Origin of the sequence: Serratia sp. Tan611, from assembly GCF_905188235.1 — a bacterium.
Taxonomy (GTDB): domain Bacteria; phylum Pseudomonadota; class Gammaproteobacteria; order Enterobacterales; family Enterobacteriaceae; genus Serratia_B; species Serratia_B rhizosphaerae.
On record NZ_LR994655.1, the window covers coordinates 3,794,118 to 3,811,450 of the forward strand.

Annotated in this window: 17 protein-coding genes; 14 read left to right on the plus strand and 3 right to left on the minus strand. The window is 59.1% G+C overall.

The annotated features are described in order from the left end of the window. Nucleotides 1–89 precede the first annotated feature (89 nt). Nucleotides 90–1,682 (plus strand): sensor histidine kinase, encoded by a 1,593-nt coding sequence (locus tag TAN611_RS17910; RefSeq protein ID WP_105232257.1) that lies wholly within the window; start codon nucleotides 90–92, stop codon nucleotides 1,680–1,682. A 21-nt stretch (nucleotides 1,683–1,703) separates the two neighbouring features. Then, nucleotides 1,704–2,390: a response regulator gene (locus TAN611_RS17915; protein ID WP_203066821.1), complete on the plus strand. Its 687-nt coding sequence runs from the start codon at nucleotides 1,704–1,706 to the stop codon at nucleotides 2,388–2,390. Between the two features lie 96 nt (nucleotides 2,391–2,486). Here TAN611_RS17915 and TAN611_RS17920 read toward each other — a convergent pair whose 3' ends face one another. After that, nucleotides 2,487–2,756 carry a hypothetical protein gene (locus TAN611_RS17920; protein WP_203066822.1) on the minus strand — a complete coding sequence of 90 codons (270 nt, stop codon included), beginning with the start codon at nucleotides 2,754–2,756 and terminating at the stop codon, nucleotides 2,487–2,489. Between the two features lie 106 nt (nucleotides 2,757–2,862). Between TAN611_RS17920 and proV the strand changes: the two genes are divergently transcribed. From proV to proX, 3 genes are all read left to right on the plus strand, one after another. Beyond that, the gene (gene proV, locus TAN611_RS17925; RefSeq protein ID WP_105232260.1) at nucleotides 2,863–4,065 is read left to right on the plus strand and encodes a glycine betaine/L-proline ABC transporter ATP-binding protein ProV; all 1,203 of its coding nucleotides are present in this window, start codon (nucleotides 2,863–2,865) and stop codon (nucleotides 4,063–4,065) included. After that, complete coding sequence (gene proW, locus TAN611_RS17930) at nucleotides 4,058–5,284, plus strand: glycine betaine/L-proline ABC transporter permease ProW (protein ID WP_105232261.1); 1,227 nt, start codon at nucleotides 4,058–4,060, stop codon at nucleotides 5,282–5,284. The genes proV and proW overlap by 8 nt, the downstream gene beginning before the upstream one ends. A gap of 67 nt (nucleotides 5,285–5,351) precedes the next feature. Further along, nucleotides 5,352–6,356 (plus strand): glycine betaine/L-proline ABC transporter substrate-binding protein ProX, encoded by a 1,005-nt coding sequence (proX, locus tag TAN611_RS17935; protein WP_203066823.1) that lies wholly within the window; start codon nucleotides 5,352–5,354, stop codon nucleotides 6,354–6,356. 41 nt (nucleotides 6,357–6,397) lie between these two features. Here proX and TAN611_RS17940 read toward each other — a convergent pair whose 3' ends face one another. Continuing rightward, entirely contained in the window at nucleotides 6,398–7,279 is an 882-nt protein-coding gene (locus tag TAN611_RS17940; protein ID WP_197950191.1) for a LysR family transcriptional regulator, read from the minus strand. A 104-nt stretch (nucleotides 7,280–7,383) separates the two neighbouring features. On the opposite strand from TAN611_RS17940, the gene TAN611_RS17945 reads away from it, so the two are divergent. The 7 genes from TAN611_RS17945 (at nucleotide 7,384) to emrB (ending at nucleotide 14,770) form a co-directional block, all read left to right on the plus strand. Then, the gene (locus tag TAN611_RS17945) at nucleotides 7,384–8,586 is read left to right on the plus strand and encodes an MFS transporter (RefSeq protein ID WP_105232264.1); all 1,203 of its coding nucleotides are present in this window, start codon (nucleotides 7,384–7,386) and stop codon (nucleotides 8,584–8,586) included. A gap of 114 nt (nucleotides 8,587–8,700) precedes the next feature. Continuing rightward, complete coding sequence (locus TAN611_RS17950; protein WP_203066824.1) at nucleotides 8,701–9,447, plus strand: AzlC family ABC transporter permease; 747 nt, start codon at nucleotides 8,701–8,703, stop codon at nucleotides 9,445–9,447. Continuing rightward, nucleotides 9,437–9,778, plus strand: a complete 342-nt coding sequence (ygaH, locus tag TAN611_RS17955; protein ID WP_105232266.1) for an L-valine transporter subunit YgaH — start codon at nucleotides 9,437–9,439, stop codon at nucleotides 9,776–9,778. Before TAN611_RS17950 ends, ygaH begins: the two co-directional genes overlap by 11 nt. A gap of 172 nt (nucleotides 9,779–9,950) precedes the next feature. Beyond that, nucleotides 9,951–10,469, plus strand: coding sequence for a transcriptional repressor MprA (gene mprA / locus TAN611_RS17960; protein ID WP_111736577.1), 519 nt, complete (start codon nucleotides 9,951–9,953; stop codon nucleotides 10,467–10,469). A gap of 30 nt (nucleotides 10,470–10,499) precedes the next feature. Further along, nucleotides 10,500–11,951, plus strand: a complete 1,452-nt coding sequence (locus tag TAN611_RS17965; RefSeq protein WP_197950193.1) for an efflux transporter outer membrane subunit — start codon at nucleotides 10,500–10,502, stop codon at nucleotides 11,949–11,951. 87 nt (nucleotides 11,952–12,038) lie between these two features. Continuing rightward, the gene (gene emrA, locus TAN611_RS17970) at nucleotides 12,039–13,211 is read left to right on the plus strand and encodes a multidrug efflux MFS transporter periplasmic adaptor subunit EmrA (RefSeq protein WP_105232269.1); all 1,173 of its coding nucleotides are present in this window, start codon (nucleotides 12,039–12,041) and stop codon (nucleotides 13,209–13,211) included. A 59-nt stretch (nucleotides 13,212–13,270) separates the two neighbouring features. Further along, on the plus strand, nucleotides 13,271–14,770 hold the full coding sequence (emrB, locus tag TAN611_RS17975; RefSeq protein WP_111736576.1) for a multidrug efflux MFS transporter permease subunit EmrB: 1,500 nt from the start codon (nucleotides 13,271–13,273) through the stop codon (nucleotides 14,768–14,770). A gap of 57 nt (nucleotides 14,771–14,827) precedes the next feature. Here the strand turns inward: emrB and TAN611_RS17980 are convergent, their stop codons facing one another. Next, nucleotides 14,828–15,880, minus strand: coding sequence for a tRNA/rRNA methyltransferase (locus TAN611_RS17980; RefSeq protein WP_105232271.1), 1,053 nt, complete (start codon nucleotides 15,878–15,880; stop codon nucleotides 14,828–14,830). Nucleotides 15,881–16,085: 205 nt separating this feature from the next. Between TAN611_RS17980 and trxC the strand changes: the two genes are divergently transcribed. Continuing rightward, on the plus strand, nucleotides 16,086–16,505 hold the full coding sequence (trxC, locus tag TAN611_RS17985) for a thioredoxin TrxC (protein WP_111736575.1): 420 nt from the start codon (nucleotides 16,086–16,088) through the stop codon (nucleotides 16,503–16,505). A 119-nt stretch (nucleotides 16,506–16,624) separates the two neighbouring features. Beyond that, nucleotides 16,625–17,320 carry a tRNA-uridine aminocarboxypropyltransferase gene (locus tag TAN611_RS17990; RefSeq protein WP_203066825.1) on the plus strand — a complete coding sequence of 232 codons (696 nt, stop codon included), beginning with the start codon at nucleotides 16,625–16,627 and terminating at the stop codon, nucleotides 17,318–17,320. The last annotated feature ends 13 nt before the right edge of the window (nucleotides 17,321–17,333 follow it).

A 17,333-nucleotide genomic window follows, 5' to 3' on the forward strand; every position in this document is an offset into this window, starting at 1 on the left:
CGATCACAACATGATCGAACGCAATACACCTGACGACGCATCTCGTGATAGGGTAAGCCACCGAATTCGCTTCCTGACCCACGGCCGACATGCGTAGAAAACTCTCATTTCAAATCAAACTGTTTCTGTGTCTGGTCGCGTTCTCCTGCCTGCTGCTGACGCTGATCGGCGCTTACACCTATTATCAACTGGACGCCCAACTGCACCGCGATTTGGGCGCGCGGGCGCAGGTGCAGGCCCGGGAAATTGCCCTGATTCCCTCTTTGGCGCAGGCGGTGCAACAACAGGACGCACATGCCATTGCCGCCCTGCTGAAAAAAATCCGCGCCAGCAGCGACGCCAGTTATATTGTGATCGGCGATCGTCATGCTCGCCACCTTTATCATTCCGAATATCCCGGCCGTTACGGCACGGCGATGGTCGGCGGCGATAATAAAGAGGTGCTGGAAGGTAAAAGCATTATTTCCATTCGCAAAGGCGGCATCGGAATATCGTTACGCAGTAAAGCGCCGATCGTCGACGAAAATAATCAGGTGATAGGCATTGTGTCGGTCGGCTATCTTAAATCGCATATCGATAATTTAAATGCGCGTACCCTGACGCAGATTATCGGCTCGATTATTCTGCTGCTGATCGCACTGTTTATTTTCTCCTGGCTGCTGTCAAAAAACCTCAAACGCCAGATGTTCTGGCTGGAGCCGCAGGATATCGCCCTGCTGGTGCGTCAACAAAAGGCGCTGCTGGAAGCCATTTATGAAGGGGTGATCGCCATCGATCCCCAGCAGAAGATCATCACCATCAACCACGCCGCGCGCGAGCTGCTGGATCTGCGCCAGCCGGCCAGCAGCCTGATGGGGCGCGATATCGCCGAGGTGATCCAGGCACAGCCGGACTTTTTCAGCCCGACGCAGCTCGCCCAGGATTGTCACGACGAGGTCTGCCGCTTCAACCACGTCCGGGTGATCGCCAACCGGGTGCGCATCATGCAGGAAGATCGTCTGCAGGGCTGGGTGATCAGCTTCCGCGATAAAAACGACATCAATACGCTGAGCAGCCAGCTCAGCCAGGTGAAACGCTACGCCGACAGCCTGCGCATTATGCGCCACGAACAACTCAACTGGACTGCCACCCTCGCCGGGCTGCTGCATATGCAGCGCTATGACGAAGCCATACGCTACGTGGAGGCGCAGTCGGAAGGCGCGCAGGAGATCCTCGACTTTATTTCGCAGCGTTTCAGTTCGGCGGCGCTGTGCGGCCTGCTGCTGGGCAAATATGCCAGCGCGCGGGAAAAAGGCGTGGAACTGCGTTTTGACCCCGCCTGTCAGCTGCGCCAGATACCGGCCGCGCTGAATGAAACCGAACTGATGTCGATTATCGGCAACCTGCTGGATAACGCGGTGGAAGCAACCCTGCATTGCGCTGCACCGCACGACGCGGTAGAACTCTATATTAATGATAATGGCAATGAGTTGGTGATTGAGGTCGCCGACCACGGCGGCGGCATCGCGGCGGAGATACGCGAGACGCTGTTTGAACAGGGCGTTTCCACCAAACGGCACGGCGATCACGGCATCGGCCTGCACCTGGTCGCCAGCCATGTCGCCCAGGCGCACGGCAGTATAGAAGTGTCGGACAATGAGCCGCACGGCGCCATTTTTTCCCTGTTTATCCCCAAGAATTGATAAAAAACGGGCACCCGAAGCATGCAACCTGAAGCACTGGACGTTTTGATCGTCGAAGATGAACCGCAGCTGGCAACGCTGCATGCAGAGTTTATCGAGAAAAATTTTAATCTGCGCGTCGTCGCCTATGCCACGACCCTGAGCGAAGCGCGAGCCAAAGTCAGCGCACAACGGCCGCGGTTAATCCTGCTGGACAATTTCCTGCCGGACGGGCAAGGCATCGAGCTGATGGAAGAGCCTGCGGTCAAAAATCCCGGCTGTTCGGTAATCTTCATCACCGCCGCCAGCGATATGCACACCTGCAGCCAGGCCATTCGTAACGGCGCCTTTGATTACATCATCAAACCGCTGTCGTATAAACGGCTGCGCAACTCGCTGGAACGTTTTATGCAGTTTGTGCAGACCCAGCGTACGTTTAAAGTGATCGACCAGAGCAACGTCGACGCCCTGTATAACCTGCAGTCCAAGCAGTTTTCCAATGAGCCGAGCGCCAAGGGCATCGAGCCCAATACCCTGGAGCTGGTGCAGGCGCTGTTTATCCGCCGACCGGATTACGCCCATGCGGTGGAGGATATTGTCGAGCAGGCCGGCATCAGCAAAACCACCGCGCGCCGCTACCTGGAATACTGCGTCAGTACGCAGTTCGTCCGGGTCGAAATGGTGTACGGCAATATCGGCCATCCCAGACGTTTGTACCGTAAGGCGTAACGTGACATCAGACTGTCACAGTCGCCGGTTACACTGCCCCGGCGATATCCCCTCGATGTCGACGTCTGTTGTTGAATACTGATGAATTTCACCCGGCTATCCGCCGGGTTTTTTATTATTTTCGCCACGCTGAAATTTACCCATTGCGCCGTCATCCAGGACGATAAAATATGCCTCCAGCAGGCAAGATTTATCCTGAAAAATATCAACCGACATTTCAGCCGCAGGCAACAGATATTTATCAATAAATCCGTCTTGTTCAGTGGAATATTTTGCGATCATTGCCAATAATTTTAAATCACCGGCAATTTTACCATAACCAAGATAACGCCTGATGTAAACCGCCGCCCGACGTACTGATAACATTGAGACTTGTCTCAAATGCTCACTGTGTTAGGGTATGAAGCACTATTATTTTCGTATTAGGAAGTTTTTTATCGTTTGAAATAAACCAGAGGAAACAGCACATTGCATGTCAATTAAAATAGAAGTTAAGAATCTATATAAAATATTCGGTGAACATCCGGATCGCGCATTTAAGCTGATAGACAAAGGGTTCAGCAAAGACCAGTTGTTTGAAAAAACCGGACTTTCACTTGGCGTGAAAAATGCCAATCTGGCCATTGAAGAAGGCGAAATCTTCGTCATCATGGGGCTTTCCGGCTCCGGGAAGTCAACCCTGGTACGCCTTCTCAATCGTCTGATCACCCCCACCCGCGGCGAAGTACGCATCGACGGCGAAGATATTGCGAAAATATCGGAATCTGCGCTGCGTACGGTGCGCAGAAATAAAATCAGCATGGTATTCCAGTCATTTGCGCTGATGCCGCACCTGAATGTAGTAAATAATACGGCATTCGGCATGGAACTGGCCGGCATTCCGCTGCAGGAACGGCAGCAAAAAGCGCTGGAGGCGCTGCGTCAGGTCGGGCTGGAAAATTATGCCCACTCCTACCCGGATGAATTATCCGGCGGTATGCGCCAACGCGTCGGCCTGGCCCGCGCCATGGCGAATAACCCGGATATATTACTGATGGATGAAGCCTTCTCGGCGCTCGATCCGTTAATCCGCACCGAGATGCAGGATGAGCTGGTGAAACTGCAGGCCAAACATCAGCGCACCATCGTATTTATCTCTCACGATCTGGATGAAGCCATGCGCATTGGCGATCGCATCGCCATTATGCAGGGCGGTGAAGTGATTCAGGTCGGCACGCCGGATGAAATCCTCAACAACCCGGCCAACGACTATGTCCGCACCTTCTTCCGCGGCGTCGATATCAGCCACGTTTTCAGCGCGAAGGATATCGCCCAGCGCCGCCCGGTCACCCTGATCCGCAAAGCGCCCGGTTTCGGCCCGCGTTCGGCGCTGCGTCTGCTGCGTGACGAAGACCGCGGCTATGGCTACGTGCTCGACCGCGGGCAGAAATTTGTCGGCGTGGTGTCGATCGACTCGCTGGAAAAAGCGCTGGAGGCCAACCTGAGCCTTGATGACGCACTGCTGGAAGCCCCGGCGCCGGTTGCTGCCGATATGCCGCTCAGCGAACTGATTTCGCTGGTAGCGCAGGCGCCCTGCGCCGTACCGGTTATCGACGACGAGCACACCTATATCGGAATCATCTCCAAAGCCATGCTGCTGCAGGCTTTAGATAAAGAGGGCCCAGCGAATGAGTGATGACAAAAACCAAGATCCGTGGGCAAGCGCCTCTGAACAACCTGACGCCCCGGCGCAAAACACGCCGGCGCAGGATGCCCCGACACAGGGCGCTCCGGCACAGGACGCCCCCGCAGGCGGCAGCAGCGATCCCTGGTCAACCGGCGGTTCCGCCGGCGATGCGCCCGCACAGGCACCGGCCGGGAATGGCGCGGACGCCTGGTCCAGCAGCCCGCCGCCTGCCGCGCATGATGCCGGACAGCAGGCTGCCCAGGGCGGCGCAGACTGGCTGAACAGCGCGCCGGCCCAGCCGGAGCACTTCAACCTGCTCGACCCGTTCCACAAAGCCTGGGTGCCGTTTGACTCCTGGGTCACGCAGGGCATCGACTGGCTGGTGCTGCATTTCCGCCCGCTGTTTCAGGGCATTCGCGTGCCGGTTGATTTTATCCTCAGCGGCTTTCAACAGCTGCTGCTGGGGATGCCGGCGCCAATCGCCATTATCGTGTTCTCGCTGATCGCCTGGCAGCTGTCCGGCCTCGGCATGGGCGCCGCCACGCTGGTGTCGCTGATCGCCATCGGCGCAATCGGCGCCTGGTCGCAGGCGATGGTGACGCTGGCGCTGGTGCTGACGGCGCTGTTCTTCTGTATCGTCATCGGCCTGCCGCTCGGCATCTGGCTGGCGCGCAGCAAACACGCCGCCAAAATCATCCGGCCGCTGCTCGACGCCATGCAGACCACCCCGGCGTTTGTCTATCTGGTGCCGATCGTCATGCTGTTCGGTATCGGCAACGTGCCAGGCGTGGTGGTGACCATTATCTTCGCCCTGCCGCCGATCGTGCGTCTGACGATCCTCGGGATCAAACAGGTGCCGGAAGATCTGATCGAAGCGGCCGAATCCTTCGGTTCCAGCCCGCGCCAGCTGCTGTTCAAGGTGCAACTGCCGCTGGCAATGCCGACCATTATGGCCGGGGTTAACCAGACGCTGATGCTGGCGCTGTCGATGGTGGTGATCGCCTCGATGATCGCCGTCGGCGGTCTGGGACAGATGGTGCTGCGCGGCATCGGCCGGCTCGACATGGGCCTGGCCGCCGTCGGGGGCGTCGGCATCGTGATTCTGGCCATTATCCTTGACCGTCTCACCCAGTCGCTGGGGCGTGACAGCCGCAGCAAAGGCGCCCATCGCTGGTACGCCCACGGTCCCATCGGCCTGCTCGCCCGGCCATTTATGAAAAAAGCCTGAGAGGTTTTCCCGCCGGCAGCGTTCCGGCGGGTCACAACGCCACAACATCAAACACAGAGGAAAGACTATGCGCACTACAGGAATCTGGGCTGTCGCCCTTACCACACTGATTGGTTCACAGGTTGCTTCCGCTGCTGATTTGCCAGGAAAAGGTATTTCGGTACAACCGGTGCAGAGCACCATTTCGGAAGAGACCTTCCAGACCCTGCTGGTCAGCAAGGCGCTGGAAAAACTGGGCTACGACGTTAAACCACCGCGTGAAGTCGACTACAACGTTGCCTATACCTCAATCGCCTCCGGCGACGCCACCTTCCTCGCCGTCAACTGGGATCCGCTGCACGCCGACCAGTACAAGGCCGCCGGCGGTGATGCCAAGTTCTACCGTGAAGGGGTATACGTCAACGGCGCCGCACAGGGCTATCTGATCGACAAGAAAACCGCAGAAAAATATCACATCACCAACGTGGAGCAGTTGAAAGATCCGAAAATCGCCAAGCTGTTCGACACCAACGGCGACGGTAAGGCCGATATGACCGGCTGTACGCCGGGCTGGGGCTGTGAAGCGGTGATTAACCACCATCTGGACGCCTACGGGCTGGAAAAGACCGTCACGCACAATCAGGGCAACTACGCGGCAATGATCGCCGACACCATCACCCGCTTCAAGGAAGGCAAACCGATCCTGTACTACACCTGGACGCCATACTGGGTGAGCGACGTACTGGTACCGGGGCGCGATGTGGTCTGGCTGCAGGTGCCGTTCTCCTCCCTGCCGGGCGAGCAGAAGAACGTCGACACCAAGCTGCCTAACGGCGCCAACTATGGCTTCCCGGTCAATACCATGCGTATTGCCGCCAACAAACAGTGGGCAGAGAAGAACCCGGCAGCCGCCAAGCTGTTCGCCACCATGAAACTGCCTATCGCCGATATCAACGCCCAAAACCTGCGTATGCATGAAGGCCAGGCGTCTGAATCCGATATCGAAAACCACGTTAACGGTTGGATCAAGGCCCATCAGGCAACATTTGACGGCTGGGTGAAAACCGCCGAAGAAGCCGCGGCGAAGAAGTAATCCCTCCCTCTACGGCCCTCTCTCTGCGGGAGGGCCGATTCTCACTCTCCCGCCGGCCCCAGGTCGCTAAACTGTAAAAAGCGCTCCGCCGCCCTGGACAGCGGCTGATGCCAGGCGCAATACACCTGTCTGCGCGGGCCATCCTTGATGGGCACCGCCACCAGTCCGCTCAGACGCAGGGCGGTAGAAACCGGCACGATGCCGGTCGCCAGCCCGCTGCGCACCAGATTCTCCAGCCATTCAATATGGTCGATTTCAAAGCTGACGTGCCGCCTGACCCCGGCGGCCTGAAAGGCGCGGTCGGTCTGCCGCCGGGCGCCGGTGCCGCTATAAAAATCCACCAGCGGAACTTCCGCCAGTGCCGGCAGCGTCACCTGCCGACAGCCGGCCAGCGCATGGCGAGGCGACACCAGAGCCACCAGCGGCTCATCGGTCAGCAGACGGTGAGAGGCCGGCAGCATATCCTTGTCCCCCGGCCAGATGCCGACAAACGCTACGTCGGTCTGCTGCTGACGAACGTTTTCCAGCAGCAGCTCGCTGATCCCCACGTACAGGCGAATATTGACCGCCGGATGATGGCGATGAAAGGCCGCCAGCTTTTCCGTCAGATCTATCGCATTCAGCGTTGAGATGGTGCCAATGGTCAGCGTGCCGGACAGCGTGCCGCTGGCCGACACCACTTCATCCACCAGCGTCTGACGAGCCGACAGCAGCCGCTGTGCCGGCAGGATAAACGCGCGCCCGGCCGAGGTCAGCGACACCCGGCGCGAGGTGCGTTCAAACAGCACGCAGCCCAGTTCCTCCTCCAGTTTGGCAATCTGGTGGCTAAGGGCTGACTGGACGGTATGGCAACGCTGAGCGGCGCGGGTAAAACTCTGCTCCTCCGCCACCGCCAGCGCATAGCGGATCTGTTTCAGGTTCATGGCATCTATCGTGAAATGAGATAAATAAAATGAAAATTATACATTGGATTTGTCAGCTTTCCTGCCCGATACTCTGCGCACTTTTTCCAGTTATCTGAAATCCGATGAAAACAACAACAGAACACCCGGGACTCAGTCCGGCGCTGACCGCGCTGATCGCCATGGCGACCGGCCTGGCCGTCGCCAGCAACTATTACGCCCAGCCGCTGCTGGAAACCATTGCCCAGCAGTTTAACCTGTCGGTTAATCAGGCCGGCTTTATCGTCACCGCCGCCCAGTTGGGCTATGCCGTCGGCCTGCTGTTTCTGGTGCCGCTCGGCGATATGTTCGAACGGCGCGGCCTGATCGTGTTTATGACACTGCTGGCCGCCGGCGGCATGTTGATCACCGCCACCTCCAGTACGCTGGCGGTGATGATCCTCGGCACCGCACTGACCGGGCTGTTTTCCGTGGTGGCGCAAATTCTGGTGCCGCTGGCGGCGACGCTGGCGCATCCGGAAAAACGCGGCAAAACCGTCGGCATTATTATGAGCGGCCTGCTGCTCGGCATTCTGCTGGCGCGCACCGTCGCCGGGGCGCTGGCCTCCGTCGGCGGCTGGCGCACCATTTACTGGGTGGCCAGCGCGCTGATGATCGTCATGGCGCTGATCCTGTGGCGCGCGCTGCCGCGCTATAAGCAGCACAGCGGGCTGAATTACCCGCAGCTGCTGAAATCGATCTTCGTACTGTTCGGCACCACGCCGCTGCTGCGCACCCGCGCCCTGCTCGGCGCGCTCTCCTTCGCCAATTTCAGCGTGCTGTGGACCTCGATGGCGTTTCTGCTGGCCGCCCCGCCGTTCGGTTATTCTGAAGGCGTTATCGGTCTGTTCGGCCTGGTCGGCGCCGCCGGCGCGCTGGCTGCTTCCCACGCCGGCCAGCAGACGGATAAAGGCCGGGCCGGATTCACCACCAGCGCCGGGCTGATCCTGCTGCTGTTATCCTGGATACCCATCGCTTTAGCTAAACAATCACTCTGGGCACTATTAATCGGCATCATCATTCTGGACCTGGCGGTGCAGGCGGTACACGTCACCAACCAGAGCGTGATTTACCGCGTGATGCCCGACGCGCGCAACCGTCTGACCGCCGGTTATATGACCAGCTACTTTATCGGCGGCGCGCTGGGCTCGCTGCTGTCGGCCTCTGCCTACCAACATGCAGGCTGGTACGGTGTCGCCGCCGCCGGCATTACGCTGTGCATCATCAGCCTGTTAATCTGGTGGCGCGGCCAGCGGCACGACCCCCAGTGGCGGTCAAAATCTGATTAGCAAGAAAACAATAACCAGTGAAATTTATTAGCGGCACAGGGTATAAACATTACTCACTCTCTGGTAATGTTCTGGAGATAAACTATTGGTCTCCTATTCTGTGCCGCCGACAATATGCAAAGCCAAGCCTCTGAGAACCTGACGCCTTCCACCGCACGCTCTACTTTCGTCAATGGCATTATTGACAGCCTGCCAATCGTTATCGGCTACCTACCGGTGGCGTTCGCCTTTGGCCTCAGCGCCGTCAAGCTCGGCTTCTCGCCGCTGGAAAGCCTGTTTTTTTCCTGCATCATCTACGCTGGCGCCAGCCAGTTCGTCATCACTGCGCTGCTCAGCGCCGGGATGTCGCTGTGGGTGTCCGCGCTGACGGTGATGGCGATGGATATCCGCCATATTCTCTACGGGCCGGCGCTGCGCCACCGCATTAGCGCCCGCCTGTCCAAAGGTAAAACTGCTCTGTGGGCATTTGGCCTGACCGACGAGGTCTTCGCCGCCGCCAGCGCCAAACTGATCCGCGACCGGCGCAGCTGGAGCGAGAACTGGATGCTCGGCATCGCGCTCAGCTCATGGCTCGCCTGGGTGGCGGGCACGGCGTTAGGCGCTCTGTTTGGCAACGGCCCGCTGGAGCAGTTCCCGGTTATTGAGGCCTCGCTCTCCTTTATGCTGCCCGCGCTGTTTCTCAGTTTTCTGCTGGCTGCCTTCACCCGCCCGCAAAGTCTGATCATCGCCGCTTCACTGGCCGGCGCGCTGCTGGGGCTGCTGTGTTTCTCTATTCCGGCGGCAATCCTGAGCGGTATAGGCGCAGGCTGCCTGGCGGCGCTGTTACAACCAACGGCAACGGAGAACGTCGATGAACGCTGATGTACTGCTTATCGGTCTGGTGGTCGGCTGCGCGAATTACCTGTTCCGTTACCTGCCCTTGCGGTTTGCCCCGGCGCGTCAACGGCCGGGTATGCCGCGCGGTAAAATCGCCCTGCTGCTCGACAGCATCGGCATTGCCTCCATCTGCGCGCTGCTGGTGGTTTCCAGTACCCCGGAGGTGATGCGCGATCACGCCAGGCTGCTGCCGACGTTAACCGGTTTCGCCGCGCTGGCGCTATGCTTTTACCGCACGAAAAGCATTATTTACGCTACGCTGTTCGGCGCGCTGGCGTTCGGCATTACTTTAAAAATTCTTATTGTTTTTGGTTGAGCCGAGAGCCATTACGTGCGCTCCCTCACATAACCATGCGCAAAGTGGCGATTAATGGCGCAATCACGGCAAATAAATGACACAAATTGTTAAATTATTCACCAAGCTGAAGATTTACATTATTAATCACTATCGTTACTATACCGAACGTAATCAATGAGGCCCCTAAATAATGGAAAACTCGTTTACCCCCATAGAAAATATGTTGAATTTCCGCGCCAAACGTCAGAAAGACTTCCCCTATCAGGAAATTCTGCTGACGCGGCTGTGCATGCATATGCAAAGCAAGTTGCTGGAAAATCGCAATAAAATGCTGAAGGCCCAAGGGATAAACGAGACATTGTTTATGGCGCTGATTACGCTGGATGCACAGGAAAACCACAGCATTCAGCCTTCGGAGCTCAGCTCCGCACTCGGCTCTTCGCGCACCAATGCGACACGCATCGCCGATGAGCTGGAAAAACGCGGGTGGATTGAACGTAAGGAAAGCGACAACGACCGCCGCTGTCTGCATCTGCATTTGACGCCAAAAGGCACCGAATTCCTGGCGCAACTGCTGCCGCCGCAGCACAAATGTCTGCATTTCCTTTGGTCCACACTCAATAACGATGAGCAACGCCAGCTGGAGCAGCTGACGCGCAAACTGCTGGCACGTCTGGATCAAATGGAAGTCTCAGAACAGTTATCCTAATTATTCATTTCTGTTCAGGTAACCAAATTTATGCGATCCCCATTTAACTGGAGACTCACCCCGCTGTTCGCCGTTTTACTGCTGGCCGGGTGTGCATCTACCGATAATATAGCCCCGCAGTCTACCCTGATGGATCCGCAAAACCTGCAGCTGGCGCAACCGAAGGTCAGTTCGCTGGCCATCAGCCCGCAGTGGTGGCGCGCCCTCAACGATCCGCAGCTCGATGGCCTGATGACTCAGGCGCTGCAAAACTCGCCGTCGCTGAAGCAGGCTGCCGCACGGGTGCGCGAAGCACGCAGCGTGATGGGTGAAGCCAGCGCCGCCAACGGCCCGAACCTGGATCTCAACGCCGGCACCACCCGCCAGCGTACCCCGCAAAACGTCAACTCCGGCCTTGGTTATCCCAACAAGCCAATTTACTCCAGCTCCAACTCGCTCGGCCTGAACCTGGCCTACGAATTTGACTGGTGGGGCAAATACCGCAACCAGGTCAACGCCGCCAAAGCGCAGGTTGACGCCGCGCGCGCCGAGCAGGAACAGGCGGCGCTGACGCTGACCAGCTCCGTAGCTTCGGCCTATTACCTGCTGCAGAACTATTATGCGCAGGAAAAACTGCTGCAGCAGGAAGTAACGAACAACGACCGCCTGACGCAGCTGCGCCAGCAGCAATATCAGGCCGGGATGACCGGCGTTGACGTACCGCAACAAACCAAAGCACAGTCCGATGCGGCCAAGCAGCAGATTCTGCAGCTGCAGTCGCAAATCGAGCAGTTAAAACACCAGCTGGCAGCCCTAAGCGGCCAGGGCCCGAATGCGATGCAGCATTTGCGTCCGGTGAAACTGCCGGCCGACTCGCTGCTGTCGCCGAAAGGCGAGCTGACCGCCGACCTGCTGGGTAAACGCCCGGACATTGCGGCCCAGCGTCAGCTGGTGGAATCCTATAACCAGCGCGTCGCCGCGGCCCGTAAAGAGTTCTATCCGAGCCTGTCGATTTCCGCCTTCGCCGGTTTGACCACCACCAACGTCAACGGCACCAGCCCGAACCTGTTCGAAGCCGCCAGCCAGGCCTGGAATATCGCCCCGGCGATTTCGCTGCCGATCTTCCACGCCGGCGCGCTGCGCAGCAAGCTGGGTGAAGAGTCCGCCCTCTACGATCAGGCGGTAGAATCCTATAACCAGACTATCCTCAATGCGCTGCAGGAAACCGCTGACGCCATTACGGTTCAGCAAAGTACCGCCCAGCAGTTGCAGCAGGCCTCCTCGGCCTCGCAGTCTATGCAGCAAGTTTACCAGGTCGCCAATGCACGTTACCGGGCAGGGATTATCGGGCGTGACGATCTGTTATCCAGTCAGACGCAGCTGATCCAGCAGCAACTGACGGAATTAAGCGCCAGCAGCAATATGATGCAGGCGAAGATAGGACTGATCCGCGCGCTGGGCGGCGGCTATCAAGCCCCGTCGGCCACGGACGAAAAAGCATAATAACTCTATCCAAAATAATTAAAGCGGTATCACGGCGGCCGGCGTGCGTCGTCGCCTGAACCGGCAAGGAAAAACGTGGAGAAAACCATGAGCACAAATGCGGAGACACAAACCCCGCAGCAACCGACAGGCAAAAAGAAACAGCGTAAATTTTGGCTGCTTCTGCTGACGGTGATTTTTATTGTTATTGGGGTGGCTTATTTAGTGTATTGGTTCCTGGTGCTGCGTCATCATCAGGAAACCGACGATGCCTACGTGGCGGGCAACCAGGTGCAGATTATGTCCCAGGTCGGCGGCAGCGTAACGCGCATCAATTTCGATAATACCGATTACGTCAAACAGGGCGATGTGCTGCTGACTCTCGACCCGACCGACGCCGAACAGGCGTTCGAACGGGCGAAAACCGGGCTGGCCAACAGCGTGCGTCAGACCCACCAGCTGATTATCAACAGTAAGCAGTATCAGGCCAATATCGCCCTGCGCAAATCTGACCTGAGCAAGGCGGAGAACGACCTCAAGCGTCGCGTGGTGCTGGGCAGCGTCGACGCCATCGGCCGTGAAGAGCTGCAACACGCGCGCGACGCCGTCACCAGCGCTAAAGCCGCGCTGGAAGTGGCCGTGCAGCAATACAACGCCAATCAGGCGATGGTGCTGAATACGCCGCTGGAACAGCAGCCGGCCGTGCAACAGGCTGCCGCACAGATGCGCGACGCCTGGCTGGCGCTGCAGCGCACCAAAGTGATCAGCCCGATCACCGGCTATGTCTCACGCCGCAGCGTACAGGTCGGCGCGCAGATCGCCGCCGGTTCGCCGCTGATGGCGGTAGTGCCGGCCGATCACGTGTGGGTTGACGCCAACTTTAAAGAAACGCAGATCGCCAATATGCGCATCGGCCAGCCGGCCACCGTGGTCAGCGATGTCTACGGCGACGACGTGGTGTATCACGGCAAAGTGGTCGGTATCGATATGGGCACCGGCAGCGCCTTCTCCCTGCTGCCGGCGCAGAACGCCACCGGCAACTGGATTAAAGTGGTGCAGCGCCTGCCGGTACGTATCGAGCTGGACGCCAAGCAGATTGCCGATCATCCGCTGCGCATCGGCCTGTCTACGCTGGTGAACGTCGATACCAGCGACCTCAACGGCCGCATGCTGGCCAACGTGGTCAACGACAAGCCGCGCTATCAGAGCGATGCGCTGACGCTGCAGCTGGCGCCGGTGAACCAGATGATCGCCGATGTTATTCATGCTAACGCCGGTTAAGCGAGCGGGAGGCTACCTTGGCAGCACAAAAACCGCTTGAGGGGGCCCAGCTTGCCTGGATGACGGTCGCGCTCGCCATGGCGACCTTTATGCAGGTGCTGGACTCCACCATTGCCAACGTTGCGATACCGACCATCGCCGGTAACCTCGGGTCATCCAACTCGCAGGGCACCTGGGTTATCACCTCGTTCGGGGTGGCGAACGCCATCTCCATCCCGATTACCGGCTGGCTGGCGAAGCGCTTCGGCGAAGTGCGGCTGTTCCTGTGGTCCACCGCGCTGTTCGCCATCGCTTCCTGGCTGTGTGGTATCTCCAACAGTCTGGGCATGCTGATCTTCTTCCGCGTGATCCAGGGGCTGGTGGCCGGCCCGCTGATCCCGCTGTCCCAAAGCCTGTTGCTGAATAACTATCCGCCGGCGAAGCGGGCCATGGCGCTGGCGCTCTGGTCGATGACGGTGATCGTCGCGCCTATTTTCGGCCCGATTCTCGGCGGCTATATCAGCGACAACTATCACTGGGGCTGGATCTTCTTCATCAACATCCCTATCGGGGCGTTTGTGATTTTCGCCGCCCTGGCGACGCTGCGCGGCCGTGAAACCAAAACCGAGATCAAACCGATAGACACTATCGGGCTGATTTTGCTGGTGGTGGGCATCGGTTCGCTGCAGGTGATGCTGGATCAGGGGAAAGAGCTGGACTGGTTCAACTCCACCGAAATCATCACCCTGACGGTGGTGGCGGTGGTGGCGCTGCTGTTCCTGGTGGTCTGGGAGCTGACGGACGATCACCCGGTGGTGGATCTGTCGCTGTTCAAGTCGCGTAACTTTACCATCGGTGTGCTGTGCATCAGCCTGGCCTATATGCTCTACTTCGGCGCCATCGTCCTGTTGCCGCAGCTGTTGCAGGAGGTGTACGGCTACACTGCGACCTGGGCCGGGCTGGCCTCGGCGCCGGTCGGCCTGATCCCGGTGCTGCTGTCGCCGCTCATCGGCAAATTCGGCCACCGGCTGGATATGCGCCGGCTGGTGACCTTCAGCTTTATTATGTATGCCGTGTGCTTCTACTGGCGCGCCTATACCTTTGAACCGGGTATGGACTTCGGCGCCTCCGCCTGGCCGCAGTTCGTCCAGGGCTTCGCCATCGCCTGCTTCTTTATGCCGCTGACGACGATTACCCTGTCCGGCCTGCCGCCGGAGCGTATGGCGGCGGCGTCGAGCCTGTCGAACTTCGTGCGTACTCTGGCCGGTTCAATCGGCACCTCGATCACCACCACGCTGTGGACGCAGCGCGAATCGCTGCACCATTCGCAGCTGACGGAGTTTGTGAACCCTTACAACCCGCAGTCGCAGGAGATGTACCACCAGCTTGAGCAGTTGGGAATGAGCCAACAGCAGGCTTCGGGGTATATCGCCCAGCAGATTACCGCTCAGGGGCTGATTATCTCGGCCAACGAAATCTTCTGGCTGTCGGCGGGGGTGTTCCTGATTCTGCTGGCGCTGGTGTGGTTCGCCAAACCACCGTTCAGTTCCAGCGGCGGGGGCGGCGACGGCGCCCACTGATCCATCCATAAAAAACGGGCGCCTCAGGCGCCCGTTTCTTTTATCGCAATCTGGCCATTACGCCTGATTCTGACGCCACCAGTCCGCCAGCAGAATGCCGGTCGCGACCGAGACGTTCAGACTCTCCACCTTGCCGGTGCCGCCGATGGAGACGTTCATGTCCCCCTGCTGCCAGGCGCCGTCGCTCAGGCCATCGCGTTCCTGACCCAGCACCAGCACCATTTTGGCCGGCAGTTTGGCCTGCGCCAACGCCACGCCTTTATGGCTGGAGGTGGTCACGATGGTGTAGCCCGCCTGGCGGAAGCTATCCAGCACCGACAGAAAGTCGTCGGCATTGATCGCCTTGATATGCTCCGCGCCGCCTTCTGCGGTACGTACCGCCGCGCCGGATTCCAGCAGCGCCGGATCCTGCAGCAGCACGCCGTTCACGCCGAAGTGGGCGCAGGAGCGCATGATCGCCCCCAGGTTGTGCGGGTTGCCCACCGCTTCCAGCGCCAGCACGCAGTCACTGGCCGGCGCCGTCTTCAGGTAAGTGGTCGCATCCAGTCCCTGGCGCTTTTTGATCAGGAAGCAGACGCCGCCGTGGTGCTCGGTGCCGGACGCTTTTGCCAGCTCTTCATCATCCACCACGTGGTAAGCCTTACGGTTAGCCGCCATCCAGCGCAGCGCCTCGCGGAAACGCGGCGTCACCGACTGCACGAACCAGGCGCGCACGATAGCGTCAGGACGGCTGGCGAACAGCGCCTGACAGGCATTCTCGCCATACACCCGCGTTTCTTCCGCACGCTGGCGGCGCAGCTGTTCCGGATCGATAAAACTTTTGCCGCTGATGCCGCCGTGGTCAAACGCCGGCTCCGCATCCGGGCCGCGCGATACGGTTTTCCACGGCGAATCATTGCCGCCGCGTCCTTCCGTACGTGCCGGACGACGCCCGCCGCGGTCGCCGCCGCGCGCCTTATTATCCTGAGCGCCGCGACCGGAGCGCGACTTGTCCGCCGGACGGCCTTTGCCGGCCGGGCGTTTGTTGTTACGATCGTCGCCGCCGTCTTCGTCATTGCGGACGTACATCACTTTAACTTTGCCGTTTTTGCCACTAAATGAGTCGTTCATTGTCTTCTCCACCAACGCGCAGGCGCGAAGATTACCTGATGTCGGTCTGCTAAGCCACCAACTTGGACGAATAAGATCCCGGCTATTACATTCATTGAACAAACCTCTTTGTTCGATAACGCGCTTTTGCCGATAATAAACAGCATTAACGAAACATAGCCGCCACGCTTGCGCGCTATGTCAGCTACCCGTACCCGAGGTTCCCATGAATACAGTTTGCTCCGCTTGTAACGCCACCAACCGCGTCCCGCAAGACCGTCTGACTGACGGCGCCAAATGCGGCCGCTGCGGCCATGAATTATTCGATGGCGAGGTGATTAACGCCACCGCAGAGACCCTGGATAAATTACTGCAGGATGACCTGCCGGTAGTGGTTGACTTTTGGGCGCCGTGGTGCGGCCCCTGCCTCAACTTTGCGCCGATTTTCGAAGACGTTGCCGAAGAACGGGCCGGCAAGGTGCGCTTCGTCAAGGTCAACACCGAAGCTGAACCTGAACTCAGCGCGCGCTTCCGGATTCGCAGCATCCCGACCATCATGCTGTTCCGCGACGGGAAAATGGTGGATATGCTCAGCGGCGCGATGCCCAAAGCGCCGTTTGACAACTGGCTTGATGAATCAGTGTAACGCAAAACCCGCCGCCGCGCCGTCCGTGACGGACGGCGGCCCCCATCCCACCCTGATGTTTTCTGCGTTACAATAGCGGTTTTTACGCCGGAATAAGCGCCGGCCTGCCCAGGATCGCTATGACCGACAACGCCGTACTTCGCCTGCGCCAGCTTCGTCTGGATCGCGCCACCCGTCCTTTTCTGGCACGTGGCTGCCGCGTGGCGCGCTGCCAGGGCTGCCTGCTGCCGCAGAAAAACTGCCTGTGCGACACTATTACTCCTCAGTCCGCCGACAGCCGTTTCTGCCTGATCATGTTCGGCGCCGAACCGCTCAAGCCCAGCAACACCGGCCGGCTGATCGCCGATATTCTGCCGGACACCCAGGCATTTCTCTGGTCGCGCACCGAAGTCGATCCGGCGCTGCTGGCGGCGATTAACGAGCCGCACCGTCAGCCGTACGTGGTATTCCCTGCCTCCTACGCCGATGCCGGGCGGCCGGTCTACAGCCAACTGCCGACGAGTGGCAAGCCGCCGCTGTTTATCATGCTCGACGGTACCTGGTCGGAAGCGCGCAAAATGTTCCGCAAAAGCCCCTACCTGAATCAGTTCCCGGTATTTTCACTGGACGTCGCCGCAGCGTCCGACTATCAGCTGCGTGAAGCCAGCCGCGCCGAACAGCACTGCACCGCCGAAGTCGCCGCCGCGCTGCTGCAACAGGCGGGTGACGACGCTGCCGCGCTCGGCCTGAGCCAGCACTTCAGCTATTTCCGCCAGCGCTATCTGGCCGGTAAACCTACGCGTCCAGCGGCGTCGATCACAGCAACATCGCCATAAAGCGCCTAAAATC